This is a genomic window from Halalkalibacter sp. AB-rgal2, from assembly GCF_041821005.1.
GTDB lineage: Bacteria > Bacillota > Bacilli > Bacillales > Bacillaceae_D > Halalkalibacter.
On sequence record NZ_JBGUAV010000008.1, the window covers coordinates 110,136 to 126,393 of the forward strand.

The 16,258-nt window shown below is 39.9% G+C and carries 16 protein-coding genes; 12 read left to right on the top strand and 4 right to left on the bottom strand.

All coding sequences use genetic code 11. The annotated features are described in order from the left end of the window. Positions 1–35 precede the first annotated feature (35 nt). Genes ACERJO_RS08945 through ACERJO_RS08955 form a run of 3 tightly spaced genes read left to right on the top strand, consistent with a single transcriptional unit; the run spans position 36 to position 4,970 of the window. Positions 36–908 (top strand): carbohydrate ABC transporter permease, encoded by an 873-nt coding sequence (locus ACERJO_RS08945; RefSeq protein WP_247104313.1) that lies wholly within the window; start codon positions 36–38, stop codon positions 906–908. A gap of 15 nt (positions 909–923) precedes the next feature. Continuing rightward, positions 924–1,820 carry a carbohydrate ABC transporter permease gene (locus ACERJO_RS08950; protein WP_247104311.1) on the top strand — a complete coding sequence of 299 codons (897 nt, stop codon included), beginning with the start codon at positions 924–926 and terminating at the stop codon, positions 1,818–1,820. A 27-nt stretch (positions 1,821–1,847) separates the two neighbouring features. Then, on the top strand, positions 1,848–4,970 hold the full coding sequence (locus ACERJO_RS08955) for a beta-galactosidase (protein WP_373647271.1): 3,123 nt from the start codon (positions 1,848–1,850) through the stop codon (positions 4,968–4,970). Positions 4,971–5,037: 67 nt separating this feature from the next. On the opposite strand, the gene ACERJO_RS08960 is transcribed toward ACERJO_RS08955, so the two are convergent. Beyond that, positions 5,038–5,589 (bottom strand): hypothetical protein, encoded by a 552-nt coding sequence (locus ACERJO_RS08960; protein ID WP_373647272.1) that lies wholly within the window; start codon positions 5,587–5,589, stop codon positions 5,038–5,040. A gap of 205 nt (positions 5,590–5,794) precedes the next feature. On the opposite strand from ACERJO_RS08960, the gene ACERJO_RS08965 reads away from it, so the two are divergent. Beyond that, on the top strand, positions 5,795–7,147 hold the full coding sequence (locus ACERJO_RS08965) for an alpha/beta hydrolase (RefSeq protein ID WP_247104306.1): 1,353 nt from the start codon (positions 5,795–5,797) through the stop codon (positions 7,145–7,147). A gap of 19 nt (positions 7,148–7,166) precedes the next feature. After that, positions 7,167–7,577 carry a DUF3887 domain-containing protein gene (locus ACERJO_RS08970; RefSeq protein ID WP_247104305.1) on the top strand — a complete coding sequence of 137 codons (411 nt, stop codon included), beginning with the start codon at positions 7,167–7,169 and terminating at the stop codon, positions 7,575–7,577. Between the two features lie 212 nt (positions 7,578–7,789). Here the strand turns inward: ACERJO_RS08970 and ACERJO_RS08975 are convergent, their stop codons facing one another. Then, positions 7,790–8,281, bottom strand: a complete 492-nt coding sequence (locus tag ACERJO_RS08975; RefSeq protein ID WP_247104302.1) for a CBO0543 family protein — start codon at positions 8,279–8,281, stop codon at positions 7,790–7,792. Between the two features lie 264 nt (positions 8,282–8,545). Between ACERJO_RS08975 and ACERJO_RS08980 the strand changes: the two genes are divergently transcribed. The 7 genes from ACERJO_RS08980 to ACERJO_RS09010 all read left to right on the top strand — a co-directional run bounded on the left by ACERJO_RS08980 (position 8,546) and on the right by ACERJO_RS09010 (position 14,286). Further along, a complete protein-coding gene (locus tag ACERJO_RS08980; protein ID WP_373647273.1) occupies positions 8,546–8,995 on the top strand; it encodes a MarR family winged helix-turn-helix transcriptional regulator in 450 nt (149 codons plus the stop codon). A gap of 102 nt (positions 8,996–9,097) precedes the next feature. After that, positions 9,098–10,330, top strand: coding sequence for an MFS transporter (locus ACERJO_RS08985; protein WP_373647274.1), 1,233 nt, complete (start codon positions 9,098–9,100; stop codon positions 10,328–10,330). 47 nt (positions 10,331–10,377) lie between these two features. Next, positions 10,378–11,436: a flavin-containing monooxygenase gene (locus ACERJO_RS08990; RefSeq protein ID WP_247104299.1), complete on the top strand. Its 1,059-nt coding sequence runs from the start codon at positions 10,378–10,380 to the stop codon at positions 11,434–11,436. Positions 11,437–11,459: 23 nt separating this feature from the next. Continuing rightward, on the top strand, positions 11,460–12,002 hold the full coding sequence (locus ACERJO_RS08995) for an NAD(P)H-dependent oxidoreductase (RefSeq protein ID WP_247104298.1): 543 nt from the start codon (positions 11,460–11,462) through the stop codon (positions 12,000–12,002). 45 nt (positions 12,003–12,047) lie between these two features. Continuing rightward, positions 12,048–12,848: an arsenite methyltransferase gene (locus ACERJO_RS09000; protein ID WP_373647275.1), complete on the top strand. Its 801-nt coding sequence runs from the start codon at positions 12,048–12,050 to the stop codon at positions 12,846–12,848. 544 nt (positions 12,849–13,392) lie between these two features. Next, entirely contained in the window at positions 13,393–13,596 is a 204-nt protein-coding gene (locus tag ACERJO_RS09005) for a helix-turn-helix transcriptional regulator (RefSeq protein ID WP_247104296.1), read from the top strand. Beyond that, complete coding sequence (locus ACERJO_RS09010; RefSeq protein WP_247104295.1) at positions 13,597–14,286, top strand: DUF3169 family protein; 690 nt, start codon at positions 13,597–13,599, stop codon at positions 14,284–14,286. 134 nt (positions 14,287–14,420) lie between these two features. On the opposite strand, the gene ACERJO_RS09015 is transcribed toward ACERJO_RS09010, so the two are convergent. Together ACERJO_RS09015 and ACERJO_RS09020 are read right to left on the bottom strand one after the other, a co-directional pair. Beyond that, on the bottom strand, positions 14,421–14,963 hold the full coding sequence (locus ACERJO_RS09015) for a GNAT family N-acetyltransferase (protein ID WP_373647276.1): 543 nt from the start codon (positions 14,961–14,963) through the stop codon (positions 14,421–14,423). Positions 14,964–15,053: 90 nt separating this feature from the next. Then, entirely contained in the window at positions 15,054–16,019 is a 966-nt protein-coding gene (locus tag ACERJO_RS09020; protein WP_373647277.1) for a 2-hydroxyacid dehydrogenase, read from the bottom strand. Positions 16,020–16,258 lie beyond the last annotated feature (239 nt).

The following is a 16,258-nucleotide window of genomic DNA, read 5'->3' on the forward strand; positions in this document are numbered from 1 at the left end:
AAAACGTTTACAGATCATTGTAAGGGAGTGAGAAGATGCATTTATTAAAAAGTCCGTGGAAAATTGGATTGGGGATTATTCCTGCATTACTTATTTATTGTGTGTTTAGTATTATTCCGATTTTTATATCGTTTTACTATTCATTTATGAGCTGGGATGGATTTTCTCCAATGCAGTTTGTTGGTTTAGATAACTTTCGGATGCTATTGAATGACCAAATCTTTTGGTTGTCAGTTCGGAATAACCTTTTAGTTGTTGCCTTTTCCGTGTTTGGACAAATTCCGATTGCGTTAGGGTTGGCACTGCTATTAAATCGTAAAGTGAGAGGAGCTAAATTCTTTCGTACGATCGCATTTATACCGGTGGTTATTTCAACCGTGGTTATTTCCTTAACGTGGAGAATGATCTTCAATGCGGAGCAAGGGATGTTGAATAACTTATTATCAAATATTGGGTTAGAAGCATTAACTCGAAATTGGCTTGGTAATCCAGATTATTCGATGTATGCGATTGGAGTCGTGATTATTTGGCAATTCGTAGGGCTTTACTTTATTATTTTCCTCTCAGCACTACAAACGGTTTCTAAGGATATTCTAGAGGCTGCAGAGTTAGATGGTGCAACGGAATGGCAAAAAACTCGCCACGTTATTATTCCTTCAATCTGGAATATTATACTTATTGCGATCGTGCTTTGTATTAGTGGAAGCTTAAAAACATTTGATTTGATTTATGTGATGACGGGCGGTGGCCCAGCTCATGCGACAGAAGTGATGGCGACGTATATGTATAGTGAAACATTTAGAGGGTTGAAATATGGATACGGAAGTGCCATATCGGTTCTGATTTTTATATTTAGTATCACGTTAATTCTCCTATGTCAAAGATTATTGAGAAGACGAGATTCTTAGAAAGGTGGTAAAAAAATGGAGCCTACTCTAAATAAAAGTACGGGACCAAAATTGAAACGGAATGAGCATTTCGACCGTGGAGCACGTACGAAAAAAAGAATATCACGAGTGCTCATATATGGTGTGTTAATCGTTTTTGCACTCATTAATTCATACCCTATTTTATGGATGATCATGAACTCTTTTAAAACGGGTCAAGATTTTGCGTTAAATCCATTTGGTCTACCGAATGAATGGATTTTAACGAACTATGTGGATGCATGGGTGACAGCAAATATTGATACGTATTTCTTTAATAGTGTTTTTGTCTCGATTGTAGCTGTGATCGTAACGATTCTTGTAGGTGCCTTGGCCTCCTTTTTCTTGGCGAGGTTTGATTTTAGAGGGCGGAAATTATTGTATGGCTTTTTCGTTTTAGGCCTTCTTGTACCCATTCATGCAACGCTTGTACCGATGTTCATTTTAATGCAGAGACTTGGACTTATTGATACGTATTTGGCGTTAATCTTTCCATATATTGCTTTCAATTTACCGATTACGATCTTCTTATTAACAAGCTTTATGAGCTCATTTCCTAAGGAAATTGAGGAATCGGCTATTATGGATGGATGTGGCGTATTAAGAGTATTTTGGTCGATTATTTTGCCGATGACAAGGCCAGCTTTAGCAACAGCGATTATTTTGAATTTTATTAATAACTGGAATGAGTTTTCTTTTGCGCTCGTTTTAATTAATAATGATGAGCTAAGGACTTTACCACTTGGTTTGGCGAACTTTGCTGGACAGTATGGAACGAATTATACGGCGCAAATGTCCGCATTAACGATTGTTCTCATTCCGACAATTATTTTTTATCTTGTGATGGAAAAGCAAATTGTTCAAGGGATGACTCAAGGTGCAGTGAAGGGATAATAACGGTTGATAGCGGAGGTGTTATATATGGAGAAGGTCGTTGTTTTCTATGATGAGACGTTCCCGTATGAAGGGGAGCGTCCTTCAAAAGAAATAATTGAGAGATTAAGAGAAAGTTGTATCATTGCTGATGCCCAATCATTGGATCAGTCATTGGATGAAGCATCTTGTATTATTCATATGCACGGAGCCTTTTTCCCGAAGAATAGTTGGACAGAGATTTTACGTTTTTTAAATAATGGAAATGGGCTCGTATATCTTGGAGGTGCTCCTTTCAAAATTCCAGTATATGAGGAAGAAGGGGAATGGAAACTAGAGGTTGAACAACTAGGCTATCATCGGCAGCTTCATATTCTTGAGACGTTAGAAGTAGCAGGTGATCGAATTAATCATTATGTGGCAAATGAAGATTTTGATTTGTTTCAGGGGAAAGAGTCTTTATTTGACGTAAGGTCAACGTATAGCATGCAGCTTCACGTTACTCGTACAAAAGACGTGCCGAATGAAAATGGCTCTGGTGGGCCGATGGATGCACATTTCTATCCGCTATTAAAAGGGGTATCAAAAGAGGGGCGTCATGTAGCTGCTCCAGCAGTATTGCTAGAGCATACGAAGGGAGAGTTTACAGGCGGACGTTGGATGTTCGTGAATCAGGAGGTAACCTCAACCTTTTGGGAGAAAGGTGGGGTTGAGGCATTAGTTGAATGGGCTGAATTTACGAGTATGGGAGTAACGGAAATATGGGTGAAGCCAAACTACGCAAGCTACTTTCCTGGTGAGAAAATTCGTCTTCTTATCCAAATACAGGAGCTTCAAAAGAAAAATCAAGGTCAAGAGTGGACGTTTCGTCTTCAATTAACGTCTGAAAAAACAACGTATAAATGGAGCGAAGCAGTGAAGATCAGCTCTAGTAGCGAAATCCAATATATTCAACATTCAATTCCTTTTGAAATTGAACCAGGATATTATGATCTTATGTGTCAGCTTGAAGCTACTGATGGGCAAAGACGGACGTTACATCAAGGGATTTGGGGTTATGATCAAGATTTGCTAATGAAAGGAGAACCTCTATCATGTGGACGTGATTATTTCGAGAAGGAGGGGAAGCCCTTTCCTATTGTTGGTATGACATACATGACGTCAGATGTGGCGAGGAAATATTTATTCTTACCTAATGCAGCGACATGGGATCGTGATATGCGCCATATGAAGGAGGCAGGTATAAATTATATTCGTACAGGATTATGGACTGGCTGGCGACAGGTGATGTTTGTCGATGGACATCCTTATGAAGAAGTGATGCGTGCGATCGATGCGTTTATACTAACAGCAAAAAAGCATGATCTAGAAGTGACATTTAATTTCTTTTCATTTACTCCTGAACGATGGGAAGGGGAGAATCCGTATCTAGATCCCCGTAGTGTAGAGGCACAGAAGCGCTTTATTTCAGCGGTTGTTATGCGACATAAGGAAACGACTAATATTCAATGGGATTTAATCAATGAGCCTTCCATGTTTGATGAGAAACGAATTTTTAAAGGACCTATGACGTCAGGTGATCGCTTTGAGCGTGAGGCATTTAGGGGTTGGTTACGAGAGCGACACTCAACGATTCAACAGCTTCAAGAGCATTGGGATATGACACCAAATGAAGTAACGAGCTTTGAAGAAGTAGAATTACCCGAGTATGACGAGATAAACTTTAGTACTACTAACAAATTAGAGAAAAAAGGAAATCGTTGGCTTGATTACTCGCTATTTTCGATGGACATGCACAATCAATGGGCACGAGAGCTAACGAAAACGATAAAGACCATTGCTCCGCAACAGCTAGTGACAGTTGGACAGGATGAAGCACTTGGAGGGAGACGACCTTCTCCACTCTTTTATGCAGAGGCTGTCGATTATACGACGGTTCATTCGTGGTGGTTAATGGATCATTTAGTATGGGACAGTCTTTTTACGAAAGATCCGTTAAAGCCAAATGTCGTTCAAGAAACGGGGATCATGCATGTGGAGCGACCGGATGGCCGTTCAAAACGATCAGAGATAGAGCTGAAGTCCATCCTAGAGCGGAAATATGCTTATGGATTTGCGACTGGTGGGGCTGGAGCTGTGCAATGGTTATGGAACACGAATCACTATATGGATAATATAAATGAATCGAATATTGGTGCGATCCGTTCTGATCAAACAGAGAAGCCAGAGACTGATGTTTCATATGACTTTGGTTCATTTATAAAAGAGGTTTCTGAGCTATTTCGTAGCCGTAAGTTAGAAGAGGTTGCAGTTATATACCCTTATTCGAATGACCTATCTAACCGAGAGTTTGCCTTCTCAGCAACCGCAAAATTAACGCGTGTCTTAACCTATGATTTACGTATTCCGTTCCGAGCATTTAGTGAATATCATTTAGATGCTTTAAATGATAATCCTCCAAAACTAATCATCGTACCAAGTGCTCATAATTTCCATACAGCGGCTTATGAGAAGCTATGTGAGCATGTTAGAAAATATGGAGGAATGATTTTGTGGACAGGTCCTCTTCACTTAGATGAATATTGGCGTCATCGTCCACGGACAACAATGTTTGGTAAGACGATTTCAAGAAATATAATACGAGAGGAAAGGTTAGAGGTTGATGGGGAAATATATCCCGTATCCTTCTTAACTGACCAGCAGTTATCTGTTACGTTTGGCAAAAACCGTTTAGCCGAGCTTGAAACAGAGATTGGAGTGGATGAACAGAAATCAAAAAGCCGAGCTACGCAGCTCCGTACACAGGAAATGGGAAAAGGAACATTTGTATGGTGCCCATTACCAATTGAATTAAATAATCGAGATGATTCACTTCGAGCTCTTTATGAAAAAGTACTGGATGATGCTAATGTTACGAAGGATTTGCACTGGGAAAAGGGAAGCAACTATTTAGGCGTATATGGACGAAAGCTGACATTTGCTCGAGGGAATTTATTTGTATTTGTGTCGGAGGAAGCCCATGATGTAGAGGTGCAAGTGGAGGATCCAGAGACTGGGATTTCTTATCAATTTACGCTTGAAAGTGATCGTTCGGTTTTATTTGCCACGAATTTAAATGGGGAAATAACAGCCGTTTATCGTCCAAATGAGGTTGAAATTAGTGCGCTATAACAATAGGATGAATTGATAAGAGGGTGGTGCAAGTTTAGTTTAATCATTGCACCACCCTCTTGTTTTCTTATTCCTCGTCTTTAAATCCACCAGCTATCAAGTCATATTTTAATCTTTGTTTAAAAATGAGCTTCTTGTTGATATACACTTTACAATTTAAGCTGAACCAGCCACCTAATTTAACCTTAACAGCAATTGGAGTGTTTGTGCCCTCAATGCTTGCTTTTAACGTTTGATATGGGATGCCCCATGAATACCATTGACCTCTTGTCGATTCTGATACGAGCTTTCCATCAATGAATAACTGCTCTTTATTATATTTATTAACGATATGGAGACTGTGATTTTCATATGTAAGGTCCCATGATCTTTCGAAGTCTTTTTTCACTTCTTCCATCATCGCACTCCATGATTCAGGATCCTCTTCTTTAGTTTCTTTTGAGGGTGTTTTTTTCTGAATAGCCGAAAAGATGGATTCGACCACGAAAATAAAAATGAAAAGAGAAAGCAGCATGATAAAAAAGTTATCAAAGAAAGTATCTTTTGTTAATGATCCATATGCATATCCAATGAAAAAGAGAGCGGCTATGTAAATTGCGAACTTTGTTGCCTGTAACATATTCGTTTAAACTCCTCGTTGTATAAAATTTCCTGTTTATTATATCATAGCATTAGAAATTCGCGAAGAGGTGAATTTTTGAGAATATTAGATTTGTATGAAACCTTTTTTCTTTTCTTTCGTAAAAAATAGGTAGACAAACAATTGGTGATCCTTTTGCATAGTAGGAGGGAAAGGATGTTGAATATAAAAAGTGGTGAAGGTGATGAGTAACCAAGGATTGGTATCTATTATGATCTTTTTAATTGTCATGATTTTTACAGGTTGCATATCTCTTTCGTTTGATGAAGGTGAGATGGAAGACTTAGGAAAGGAAATAGTTGAGCTACTTATTAAGCAAGAATATGAAGTTGTTTATGATGAATATGGTGCTAATGAATGGATAGAATCAACGTCACTTTCAAGTGTCATTTCTAATTGGGAGAAGCAAATTGATTTAGAAGGTCGTTATGTTCAATTGACATCAATCGATGCTTCTGAGCGGGGAGAGCATAGTGTAGTAGAAATAGAAATTCAATATACAAATATGAGTGTGGATGTTCGAATGATATTTAATAAGGAGCAGGAGCTGGTCGGCTTACATAGAGCAAGTGGAGAGGTCAGTGCAGTGGTACCTAAGTCGATTATTGAAGAGGAACTGATTGTGGGAGAAGGTACGAAATTCGAACTTGAAGGCGTTCTCACAATGCCAAGTGAAATCGATCAAGCTCTACCTGCAGTTGTTCTCGTGCATGGGTCAGGACCGAGCGATCGAGATTCAGCTGTTCACTCATATAAGCCGTTTCGAGACATTGCATGGGGACTGGCGGAGCGTGGAATTGCAGTATTACGCTATGATAAGCGTACGTATTCATATGGAGATCAATTAACACCAGAAGAAATGACTCATTTTACCGTACATGAAGAAACAGTGGAAGATGCAGTTCGAGCTAGCAACCTTTTAAAGTCTGATGAACGGATTGATTCAACAAATGTTTATGTGGCCGGTCATAGTCAAGGTGGGATGTTAGCTCCGAGAGTTGACGATTCTGGAGGATACTTTGCTGGGATTATGATTTTAGCTGGTTCTCCTCGTCCAATGTGGGAAATTGTCTATGATCAAAATATCGCCTTTCTTGATAGTGATGTGATTGATGAGTCAGAGCGAGAGTCTTTAATAACAGAGGTCGAGCAGCATTATGAACTTGCGCAAAGGTTAGATGATTTATCTCTCAAAGAAATTGAATCAACTCAAGTGTTTGGGCTCCCAGCTTATTATTTACTCGATATGGACAAATATAATCCGGTTGAGCTGTTAGAAGGCAGTAGTAAACCGGTACTGATCCTACATGGGGAAACCGACTTTCAAGTCACCTATGAAGCTGACTTCTTGGCATGGCAAGAAGCGTTAGAAAGCCGAGAGAAAGTTACTTTTAAAAGTTATCCACAATTAAATCATTTTTTTATTGAATCACGAGGTGACAATCAAGGTACGATCGGTGAATATGAGCAACCAGGTATAGTAGCTGACGAAGTCATAGAAGATATGGCCCAGTGGGTATGGATTCAATCCGATTAAGAAAAAGGGAGGAAGTAGAATGAACATGAAGAAATATGTATCTGTTTTTGCAGCAGGATTAATCGCGTTAATGTTAGCTAGTTGTAGTAATGAAGAAGGGGATACAGGGAATACAGAAGGTACGGAAGGGAAAGAGCGAATAGCAGAATCCTTTATTCAGCAATTAGCTGATGGAAGCTATAACGAAGCAGCTGAGCAATTTGATGAAACAATGAGTGAAGCAATTTCTGAAGCGGAATTAGCGCAGACATGGGAAGAGATTGAGTTGCAATTAGGAGCGTATATTGATCACAGATATCAGTCAACAGAAGAGGCTGAGGGGTACTCAATTGTCATATTAGAAGGATTATTTGAAGGACAAGATGTGATTATTAGTGTATCTATTAATGAACATGAAGAAATTTCTGGTTTTTACATTCATGAAAACTAAGTAAATCTAAATGGAATAAATACGCCAATTCAAACAGGTGATAAAAAAATAATAATGGAAGAGCAGCTTCTTTGTATGTATTCTAGTTCGTCATTGATAAAACAAAAGGTGAGAGCATTAAAAGGTTTAATAGTTAACTTTTTATAGTGCTCTCGATTAAAGTAGGTGTAAAAGGGAGTGTATGAGGTTTAAAGGCACTCCCTTTTCTTGTATTATTTAACCGATACTGATCCGTTGTTTACAACACGAATTGTAGCAATGATGCTTCGACAAAGAAGGAATTTAATAGCTAAACTGCATAAAGAATGGTACCAGGTCCAACCTTTTTTCCAATTAATTAAGTGCGATTTCTTAGCAGCCCACGTCTCGACAATAACTAGAGGGATGATAAAAGGAAACAGCTTTAAGATACTGATAAAAGGCTTGTTGTGAAGAGTCCACTGGTTATAATATAGAAGCATTAATGGATAGTGGATAAAATCAAATGGGAAATGAATGGAGAACAGCTTTTTAAACGGTCTCACATTGTAACCTAAGTAGCCTTTAGAGACTAAGTAACGATCGATAAACGAATTACCGATGACACTTACTAAATATACAATGATCCAATCCTTAAAAGAACGTTTGATGATGGCAAAAGGAAGGAATACAATGGAAATGACTGTTATGATGAAAAGAAAGCTTTGCTCTTGTTTTTTTGACATAATGATTCACCTCCTGTTGTTAGAGTGAGTTGTTTTTGTAAAGTTATACATCCATTGATTAAAAGACGAGTGAATGAGCGAAGTATCCATCGGAAAATCGATCTCTTTAGGAAAGTAAAAGTCGATTGAAGAGAAATTTTCTAACGCAAAATAAGAAAAGAGTAGGGATCATTGTCATGAAAGACGAGTTACGGCTTCTTTTAGATTTATACTTGCAAATTGCAAATAAATGCTATATAATTAAAAGTGAGGTAGGTGATAAGAATGGAAAATGTTCGCGAACTATTTCAAATCATGACGCGCCGATTCGGCTTTCTTGATAAAAATTGCTGTTCGGTCGGTGGTACTGATATTTCGTTAATTCAAAGCCATATTCTTTATGAAATCGACCGTCAGCATCACCCGTCGATTCAGCAGGTAGCCGAAGCTTTGGGAACGGATATAACCACGTTCAGTAGACAGATTCAATCCTTAATTAAGATGAACTTGGTGCAGAAAACGCCCGATCTGGCTGACCGCAGAGTATCAATACTTTCCTTGACGACAGAGGGGAAATATGTGGCGACAACCATTGACGAACAAATGAAGATGTATTTGAACGAAATTTTCTCCCACATGAATGAATTTGAAAAAGAAACGGTGATCCGTTCCATCAAGCTACTTAATGACGCTATGGCCAAATCTGGAACGTGCTGTACGCCCCCAGTGGGGTGATTCTTTTGCCTTATATTTGTAAAATGCAAATAATTAGTTGGAGGTAGATACTCGGCTTCTAGACTCATTCAGTCAATTACTCAAAAGGCGGTATGCTAGCATATGACAGAAAAAGGTTTAAAACTTTCAGCACCGTCGTCGCAGGTGAAATTTGCGGCGTTCATAACGGCAATATGTTTATTGGGAGACATGATGCTTTATGTGGTCTTACCGATTCATTGGGAGCAATTTGGTTTGTTGTCATTGTGGGAAGTAGGAGTTTTGCTATCCATTAACCGTTTTGTACGGATTCCTTTACATCCAATTGTGAATCAATTTTATAAGAAGTTTAGTTTAAAACAAGGCTTTATGATTGGGCTAGTCTTAACGGTATTGTCTACAATAGCTTACGGCGTATTGAAATCATTTTGGCCTCTGTTGCTTGCAAGGGTTTTATGGGGGATTGCATGGACGTTTTTAAGACAAGGCGGACAATTGATCGTCGTTGAAGCGGCGATGAAGACGGGTGATGCCGGAAGATTGTCAGGGCTATATAACGGGTTGTCTCGCTCAGGTGCTTTGGTTGGCATGTTGGTGGGGGGAGCTTGCATCGACTTAATTGGAGTAGAATGGATTTCGCTTATTTTCGGAATCGTTGCGCTGATCTGCATTCCCTTATTGATAACCTCAAATTTTGGATATAGCGTCAATTATGATGAGATGGCACATTCAAGCAACGATGCACACCACCTAAAAAAGAAGCAAGTCTTTATTTATCTTCTCATCAGCACGTTCTTTATCACCTTTATTTTTCAAGGTGTATTAAAATCTACGCTCGGGTTATGGGTAGATGAACGGGATTTTACAACGTTGCTTCTGCTTGGCGCATTAGGCCCTGCGGCACTAACGGCTGTGTTGCTAACCTTTAGCTGGGGAATGGAACCTTTGATATCGCCTTTAGTTGGAAAATGGAGAGATCGTTCACGCGCAAAAGAGAGGTGGCTCATCACCGGACTCGGTTTGGCAGCTGTATTCTATGCCATCGTTCCGCTTTCTCTGCCCGTTAGCACTTGGATCATGGTCATAATCATTTTATTAATCCTCTCTACATTGATCACCATGCTACTAGATGCAACGATGGCCGAGTATGCAGTTACAGCGAAAACATCGAAACATAAAGTCATTTCAAACTACTTAATGGTCTCTGATCTGGGAGCTGCTGCTGGCCCAATGCTTGGTTTTATGATTATTGAAATGGCAGGGGCTTCAATGGTTGCATGGGGGGCTGCAGGACTGATATTAACGGTAGCTCTTATTTTAGGGAAAGTGGAACGGAGCAGTAATGCATCTAAGTAAACGTATCTAATACTTGTAAAATGCAAATGAAATAAGGGGGAATTTTGATGAATAAAATGTGGGATGTCATTGTTATTGGAGGGGGGCAAGCGGGGCTTGCTTCCGGTTATTATTTAAAAAAGAAGAAGCTACGGTTTTTGATACTGGAGGCTAGCCATGGGGCTCTCGGATCGTGGCCTCGTTATTACGACAGCTTGAAGCTCTTTTCGCCCGCACAGCTCTCGTCTATGCCTGGGCTAAAAATGCCAGGACACCGCACCCATTATCCTTTGCGAGATGAGGTCATTCAGTATTTAAAGAATTACGCTAAAGCCTTCGATTTGCCGATTCAGCCGAATCAAAAGGTCATCCGGATCGAGAAGGGCAACGGGTTTACGATTCATACGGAAGCAGGGGCCGTTTACCAGACAAAAACGATAATTAACGCTACTGGATCGTTCCACAATCCGTTTACTCCGAATATTACGGGAAGAGAGATTTTTAAAGGGGAAATTCTTCATTCCTCCGCGTATCGCAATCCGGATCGTTACAAGGATCAACGAGTTTTGGTAGTCGGAAGAGGGAATTCAGCGGTTCAAATTGCGATGGAGCTGACCGAGAGCAGCCATACTTCCTTAGCTGTTCTACAGCCTGTAAAGCTTGTGAACCAGAAAGTATTTGGCATTGACTTGCACTTTTGGATTAAGGCTATTGGCTTAGATACCTTTCAATTCTGGCGTTTCGGTAAGCAAGCGCCGATCCCCACTGCCGCAGCTGACTTAGGTGACTACAAAGCGCGATTAGAAGCAGGAAAGCCCGATCAACGGGATATGTTCGTTGCTTTTACCGAATCCGGAGTCATTTGGCCGGACGGGTTACAGGAGAAAGTCGATGCGGTCATCTTTGCTACCGGATACCGCCCGGGACTTACGTACTTTCAGGAAATTGGTGCACTTGATGGGGAAGGAAGGCCATTGCATACGGCGGGCATTAGCCAGACCGTACCGGGGCTGTACTATGTAGGCTTGGAAGGTCAGCGTTCCTTTGCTTCTGCAACCTTAAGGGGGGTGGGGCCTGACGCGAAATACGTTGTTCGTCATATCGGACGTTTCTTGCAAACAGGATGATGGACAGGAAGGAGAAGGAAATCATGAAGATTCTCGTAAATATTGCGCATCCCAATATGCAATGCTCACGTGTAAACGCTAGCTGGAAGCAAGAGTTGGAGCAGTCCCAGGCTGTTACGATTAATGATCTGTATGAACAATATCCGGATGAAACGATCAACGTTTCTCGCGAGCAACAATTGTTGTTGGCTCATGATCGAATTGTGTTTCAATTTCCGTTGTTTTGGTACAGCTCCCCCCCTTTGCTTAAAAAATGGATGGATGATGTCTTGATGTATGGTTGGGCATATGGAACTGGCGGTAGCGCTTTACATGGCAAAGAATTGGTTCTAGCGATCTCGATAGGTGGCCAAGAACAAGACTACCGAGCAGGCGGAAAAAATCTTTTTACTGTAAGCGAATTGACAAGGCCGTTCCAGGCGACGGCGAATTTAACCGGGATGAATTTTTTAGTTCATTTTGTGCTACATGGAGCTGTTTGGCTTGATTCTGCCTCGATCACGAAGAGCGCAGCAGCATACGTTGAACATATTACCGATAGACAGCTTAAACCCCTTAACGCATAGCAGACGTGCGTGAGGGTAATCCAAAATAAAAGGAGAGTTAATTTTATGAGTCAGGAAGTAAGCAAAGATCAAATCCGTCAAAATGTACGGAGTCGTTACAAAGAAATTGCAGTTCAAGAAATGGGAGCCTCTTCGTGCTGTAGTGATTCCCGAAATGTCACATCAACGAGTGGTGCATCGGCTCAATTGGGGTATTCACCTGAAGAATTAACGATGGTGCCAGACGGGGCAAACCTTGGGTTAGGTTGTGGCAATCCGCAAGCAATTGCTGCCTTGAAGCCAGGTGAAGTTGTGCTGGATTTGGGCAGCGGCGGGGGATTCGATTGTTTTCTCGCTTCTAGAAAAGTGGGCCAGACGGGGCGTGTGATCGGCGTCGATATGACACCAGAAATGGTAAGTCGTGCGCGTCATAATGCGAATAAAGGCGGGTTTGTGAATACGGAATTTCGGCTAGGGGAAATTGAATATCTGCCGGTACCGGATCAGACGGTGGATGTCATCATGTCCAATTGCGTCATTAATCTTTCTACAGACAAACAACTGGTATTCGATGAAGCGTTTCGAGTTCTAAACTCCGGCGGTCGCCTTGCGATTTCCGACATTGTAACGACAGCCGAGCTGCCTGACCCGATCAAAAATGATCAAGATCAAATGTATGCGGGTTGCATATCCGGTGCTTCGTCTATCAATGAAATAAAGCGTATGTTAATCCAGAGCGGTTTTCAAGATATTGAGATTGAAACGAAGAATGAATCAAAAGCGTTTATTAAAGATTGGGTTCCTGGACAGCAGATCGAAAATTATATCATTTCGGCTGTTATTCAAGCCGTTAAACCACAAATATAATGTGAACAAACGCACCGTAAACTGCTGCCTGTCTACTTCTAGCGATAGTTTACGTGTTAGCGCATAGAAGTGACGGACGTTTGCGGTTGCAATGTTTGTATTTAATATTGGATAACGTAATTAATTTATTTCGGTCTTGGCTTTCGGTTAGAATTGTTTCTAGATCATCTAACAGATCGTTGGCAAGTGTCGACATATTCATGTATGGCTGTTCCTAGGCTAAAGTTCGGAGCGCCAGCGTAACTTAAAGAAGAGTAATGGCTCCACTCGTTGCGCGCCTTGCTATGAGAAACCCACTCATTACAAGGCTTTCAAAATCGGGCAACGGCTACGCACATTACTTAAAGGTCACTGAAAAAGTGCGATTTTCACTTTTTCAGTGGCTTCTGTTCGGGCAGCATTAAAGCTGCCCATTTTTTATTTCCTTGATAACATATGAAAGGTATCAAAATTTATATATATATGACTACGATCTTAGCTTTTTTGACAATTTTACTTGTCAAAAAAGCTAAGATCATTTACAATGTAATGGAGGTGATCATAAATGAAAAGTCGGTTAAAGGAGTTAAGGGCACGTGATCGTATGAATCAAACGCAGCTAGCAAAGCTTGCAAAAGTATCCCGCCAAACGATCAGTCTAATCGAACGTGAGGAATTTATCCCTTCCTTGCTTATCGCTGTACGAATTGCTCGCATTTTTAGTGAGCCTGTTGAACAAGTATTTTTCTTTGAGGAGGATGAATTATAAATGAAGGCATTAGCAAGAACATTACAGCAGTTTGCAATCGGTGGTGTTTTAGGGTTTTTAGGAGCAATGATTATTTTAGGCAATTTTGCTATCGATCTTTCTCAATATACGAATGAAATTGTCATCTTTCTTTTTGCTAGTATTGTTGTATTCCTTATAGCAACAACTATTTCATTTAGACAAGTGAAGAAGCTTAATGCTATGGATTTTGAAGGAGAGGAGGAAGATAAGGTTGATGTCCTAAAATACCGAAAAGGTGCCGATCAATCTATATTAATCTATACAAGTACGATTATCGCGATTTTAACGTTAAGTATTGGAATTATTATGTCATTGCATATCGCTTATACGATCATTTCGATTGTCCTTATAATTGTCAGTTACAGCTTTACGGCTTATATGATGCATTTAATGAGAGTCAGTTATCCTGAGAGAAACTTACCAAAGCTTTCTGATCCCGATTATACAGAAAAATTATTAGCAGCATCTGACGATGGTGAAAGACATGTGATGCTAAATGGACTGTATAAAGCATACCATTTACTACCAGTAGCATTAATTATCGCAATTATTTTTTCGGTGCTTTATTCAATTTTGACAGAACATAATCAGTTGTTTTCGGTTATTGCGATGAGTATTGTTTTAATTATTGTGCAAGGAAAGTATTTTTTGGCGATTCGCAATAAGTAGACCTTTATGAAGTAATTAAAAACTATTTAGCCTAATGAAATCAATATATCGCTCCAATTGGATTGTAGTGAAGAAAGAGGGCATTGAAAAAGTTTTTCTACCTTTTTCAATGCCCTTAAATATGTGATTGTAGCTTATAAGTCGGTTTGTTCACATGCTAATGTTGAATAAAGAGCTAGGTCATGAAACGTCCCTTCATACTTTTCAACCTGTCTTAAAAGCCCCTCATAAGTGAAGTTTAGTCGCTCCAATAGCTTAATTGAAGGCTGATTTTCAAGCTCGACTTTGGCTTCGATTCGATTTAATAATAATTCTTTAAAACCATAATGGATGATAGTTGATATGGCTTCATTTGCATATCCTTGTCCCCAATAATGCTTTCCTAATTCGTAGCCAATCTCTGCTCGTTCATTTGTAAAGTCAAAGTGGTTGAATCCGCATGAGCCAATAATATCTCCAGTCTTTTGGAGAATAATGGAATAGCGAATCGCTTGATTTTCATTAGCTAGTTGACTGAGGTGAGTAATCATCGTTGTGGCTTGCTCGACAGAATCAAAACCACTAATATTCATATACCTTGTTACGGTCGGGTCTGACCAAATGCTGAAAAGGTGTGGTGCATCAGATGTTTTCATCTTCCGTAATTGTAATCGTTCTGTTTCCAATGTTGTTTTCATTCATTTTCCCTCCATTATCTTTTTATTCTAGAAAAAGATATGGCTACCTGGCATCGTTCACCCCTTTCTGGAAGGATAAAAAAGCTTTTACTAATTCTGTACTTTATAGCATGCTCCAGCTCCTGTTAGTGCGGCTACGATATTTTTCGCAGCTAACATCGCCATAGCATCTCGCGTTTCGCTTGTAGCGGAACCGATATGAGGTAATGTAACGACATTTTTTAAGTTTAGTAACGGGTTAGTTGGATGGATTGGCTCTTGCTCATACACATCTAACCCTGCTGCTAAAATTTCTCCTGTTAATAGTGCTTCTGTCATCGCTTCCTCATCGACTGTTTGTCCTCTCGAAGCATTGATGAAAATCGATGTTGGCTTCATTAACGTAAATTCGTGTGCGCCAATAAATTGTTTCGTTTCATTTGTTAGTGGAACCATGAGTACGATGAAGTCTGACTCACTAAGTAATACTTCTAATTCTTGATAGTGAAGACCGAGCTGCTGTTCCACATCCTCTTTCCGATTTCGATTAAAATAAGAAACATCCATATCAAATCCAAATTTTGCTCGTTTCGCAATTTTCTCTCCAATTCTCCCCATACCAATAATTCCAAGCTTCTTATGGTGAACATCGACCCCAAATAGCTGTCTAGAGTCTCCTTTTTTCCAACAACCACTTTTCGTTAGAGCATCGAGTTCAGGAATTCGTCGTGCTGTAGCTAACATTAAGCTTAAAACAAGGTCAGCAACAGTATCATCGAGAACGTATGGAGTATGTGTTCCGATAATTTGATGCTTTCTCATCGCATCTAGATCAAAATGATCATAGCCAACCGAAATGGTACTAACTGCACGAAGGCTATGAGTTTTTTGAAGAAGCTCCTCATTAATCAGTTCACCACTTGTCATAAATCCATCTACACCCTGAAGCTTCTCAAATAGTTGTTCCCTCTTTAGTTTGTGCGCCTCTTCCCACATCGTTAGTTTGACGTGATTTGCGAGATAGGTTTGAATCTCTTTAGAAAGTGGTTTGTCAGAAAATACAATTGGTTGACTCATCGTTTGCCCCTCCAAAGTAAAATCGTTTTCTACATAATTCTATTTTAAAGGGTGATGAAACAAAATGCGATGTTTTTATTAGAAACAGAGTCGATCTAACCTAGAAATTACAGGGCTAAATTAAAAGCATTTGACAGGTTGTTGGTAGATCATGCACACGATACACTTTCTTGAGAATACTTCGGGAGGTGTATTTGTAATACGTTATAAATGATCTGTTCGTTTGTTTAATGAGAGAG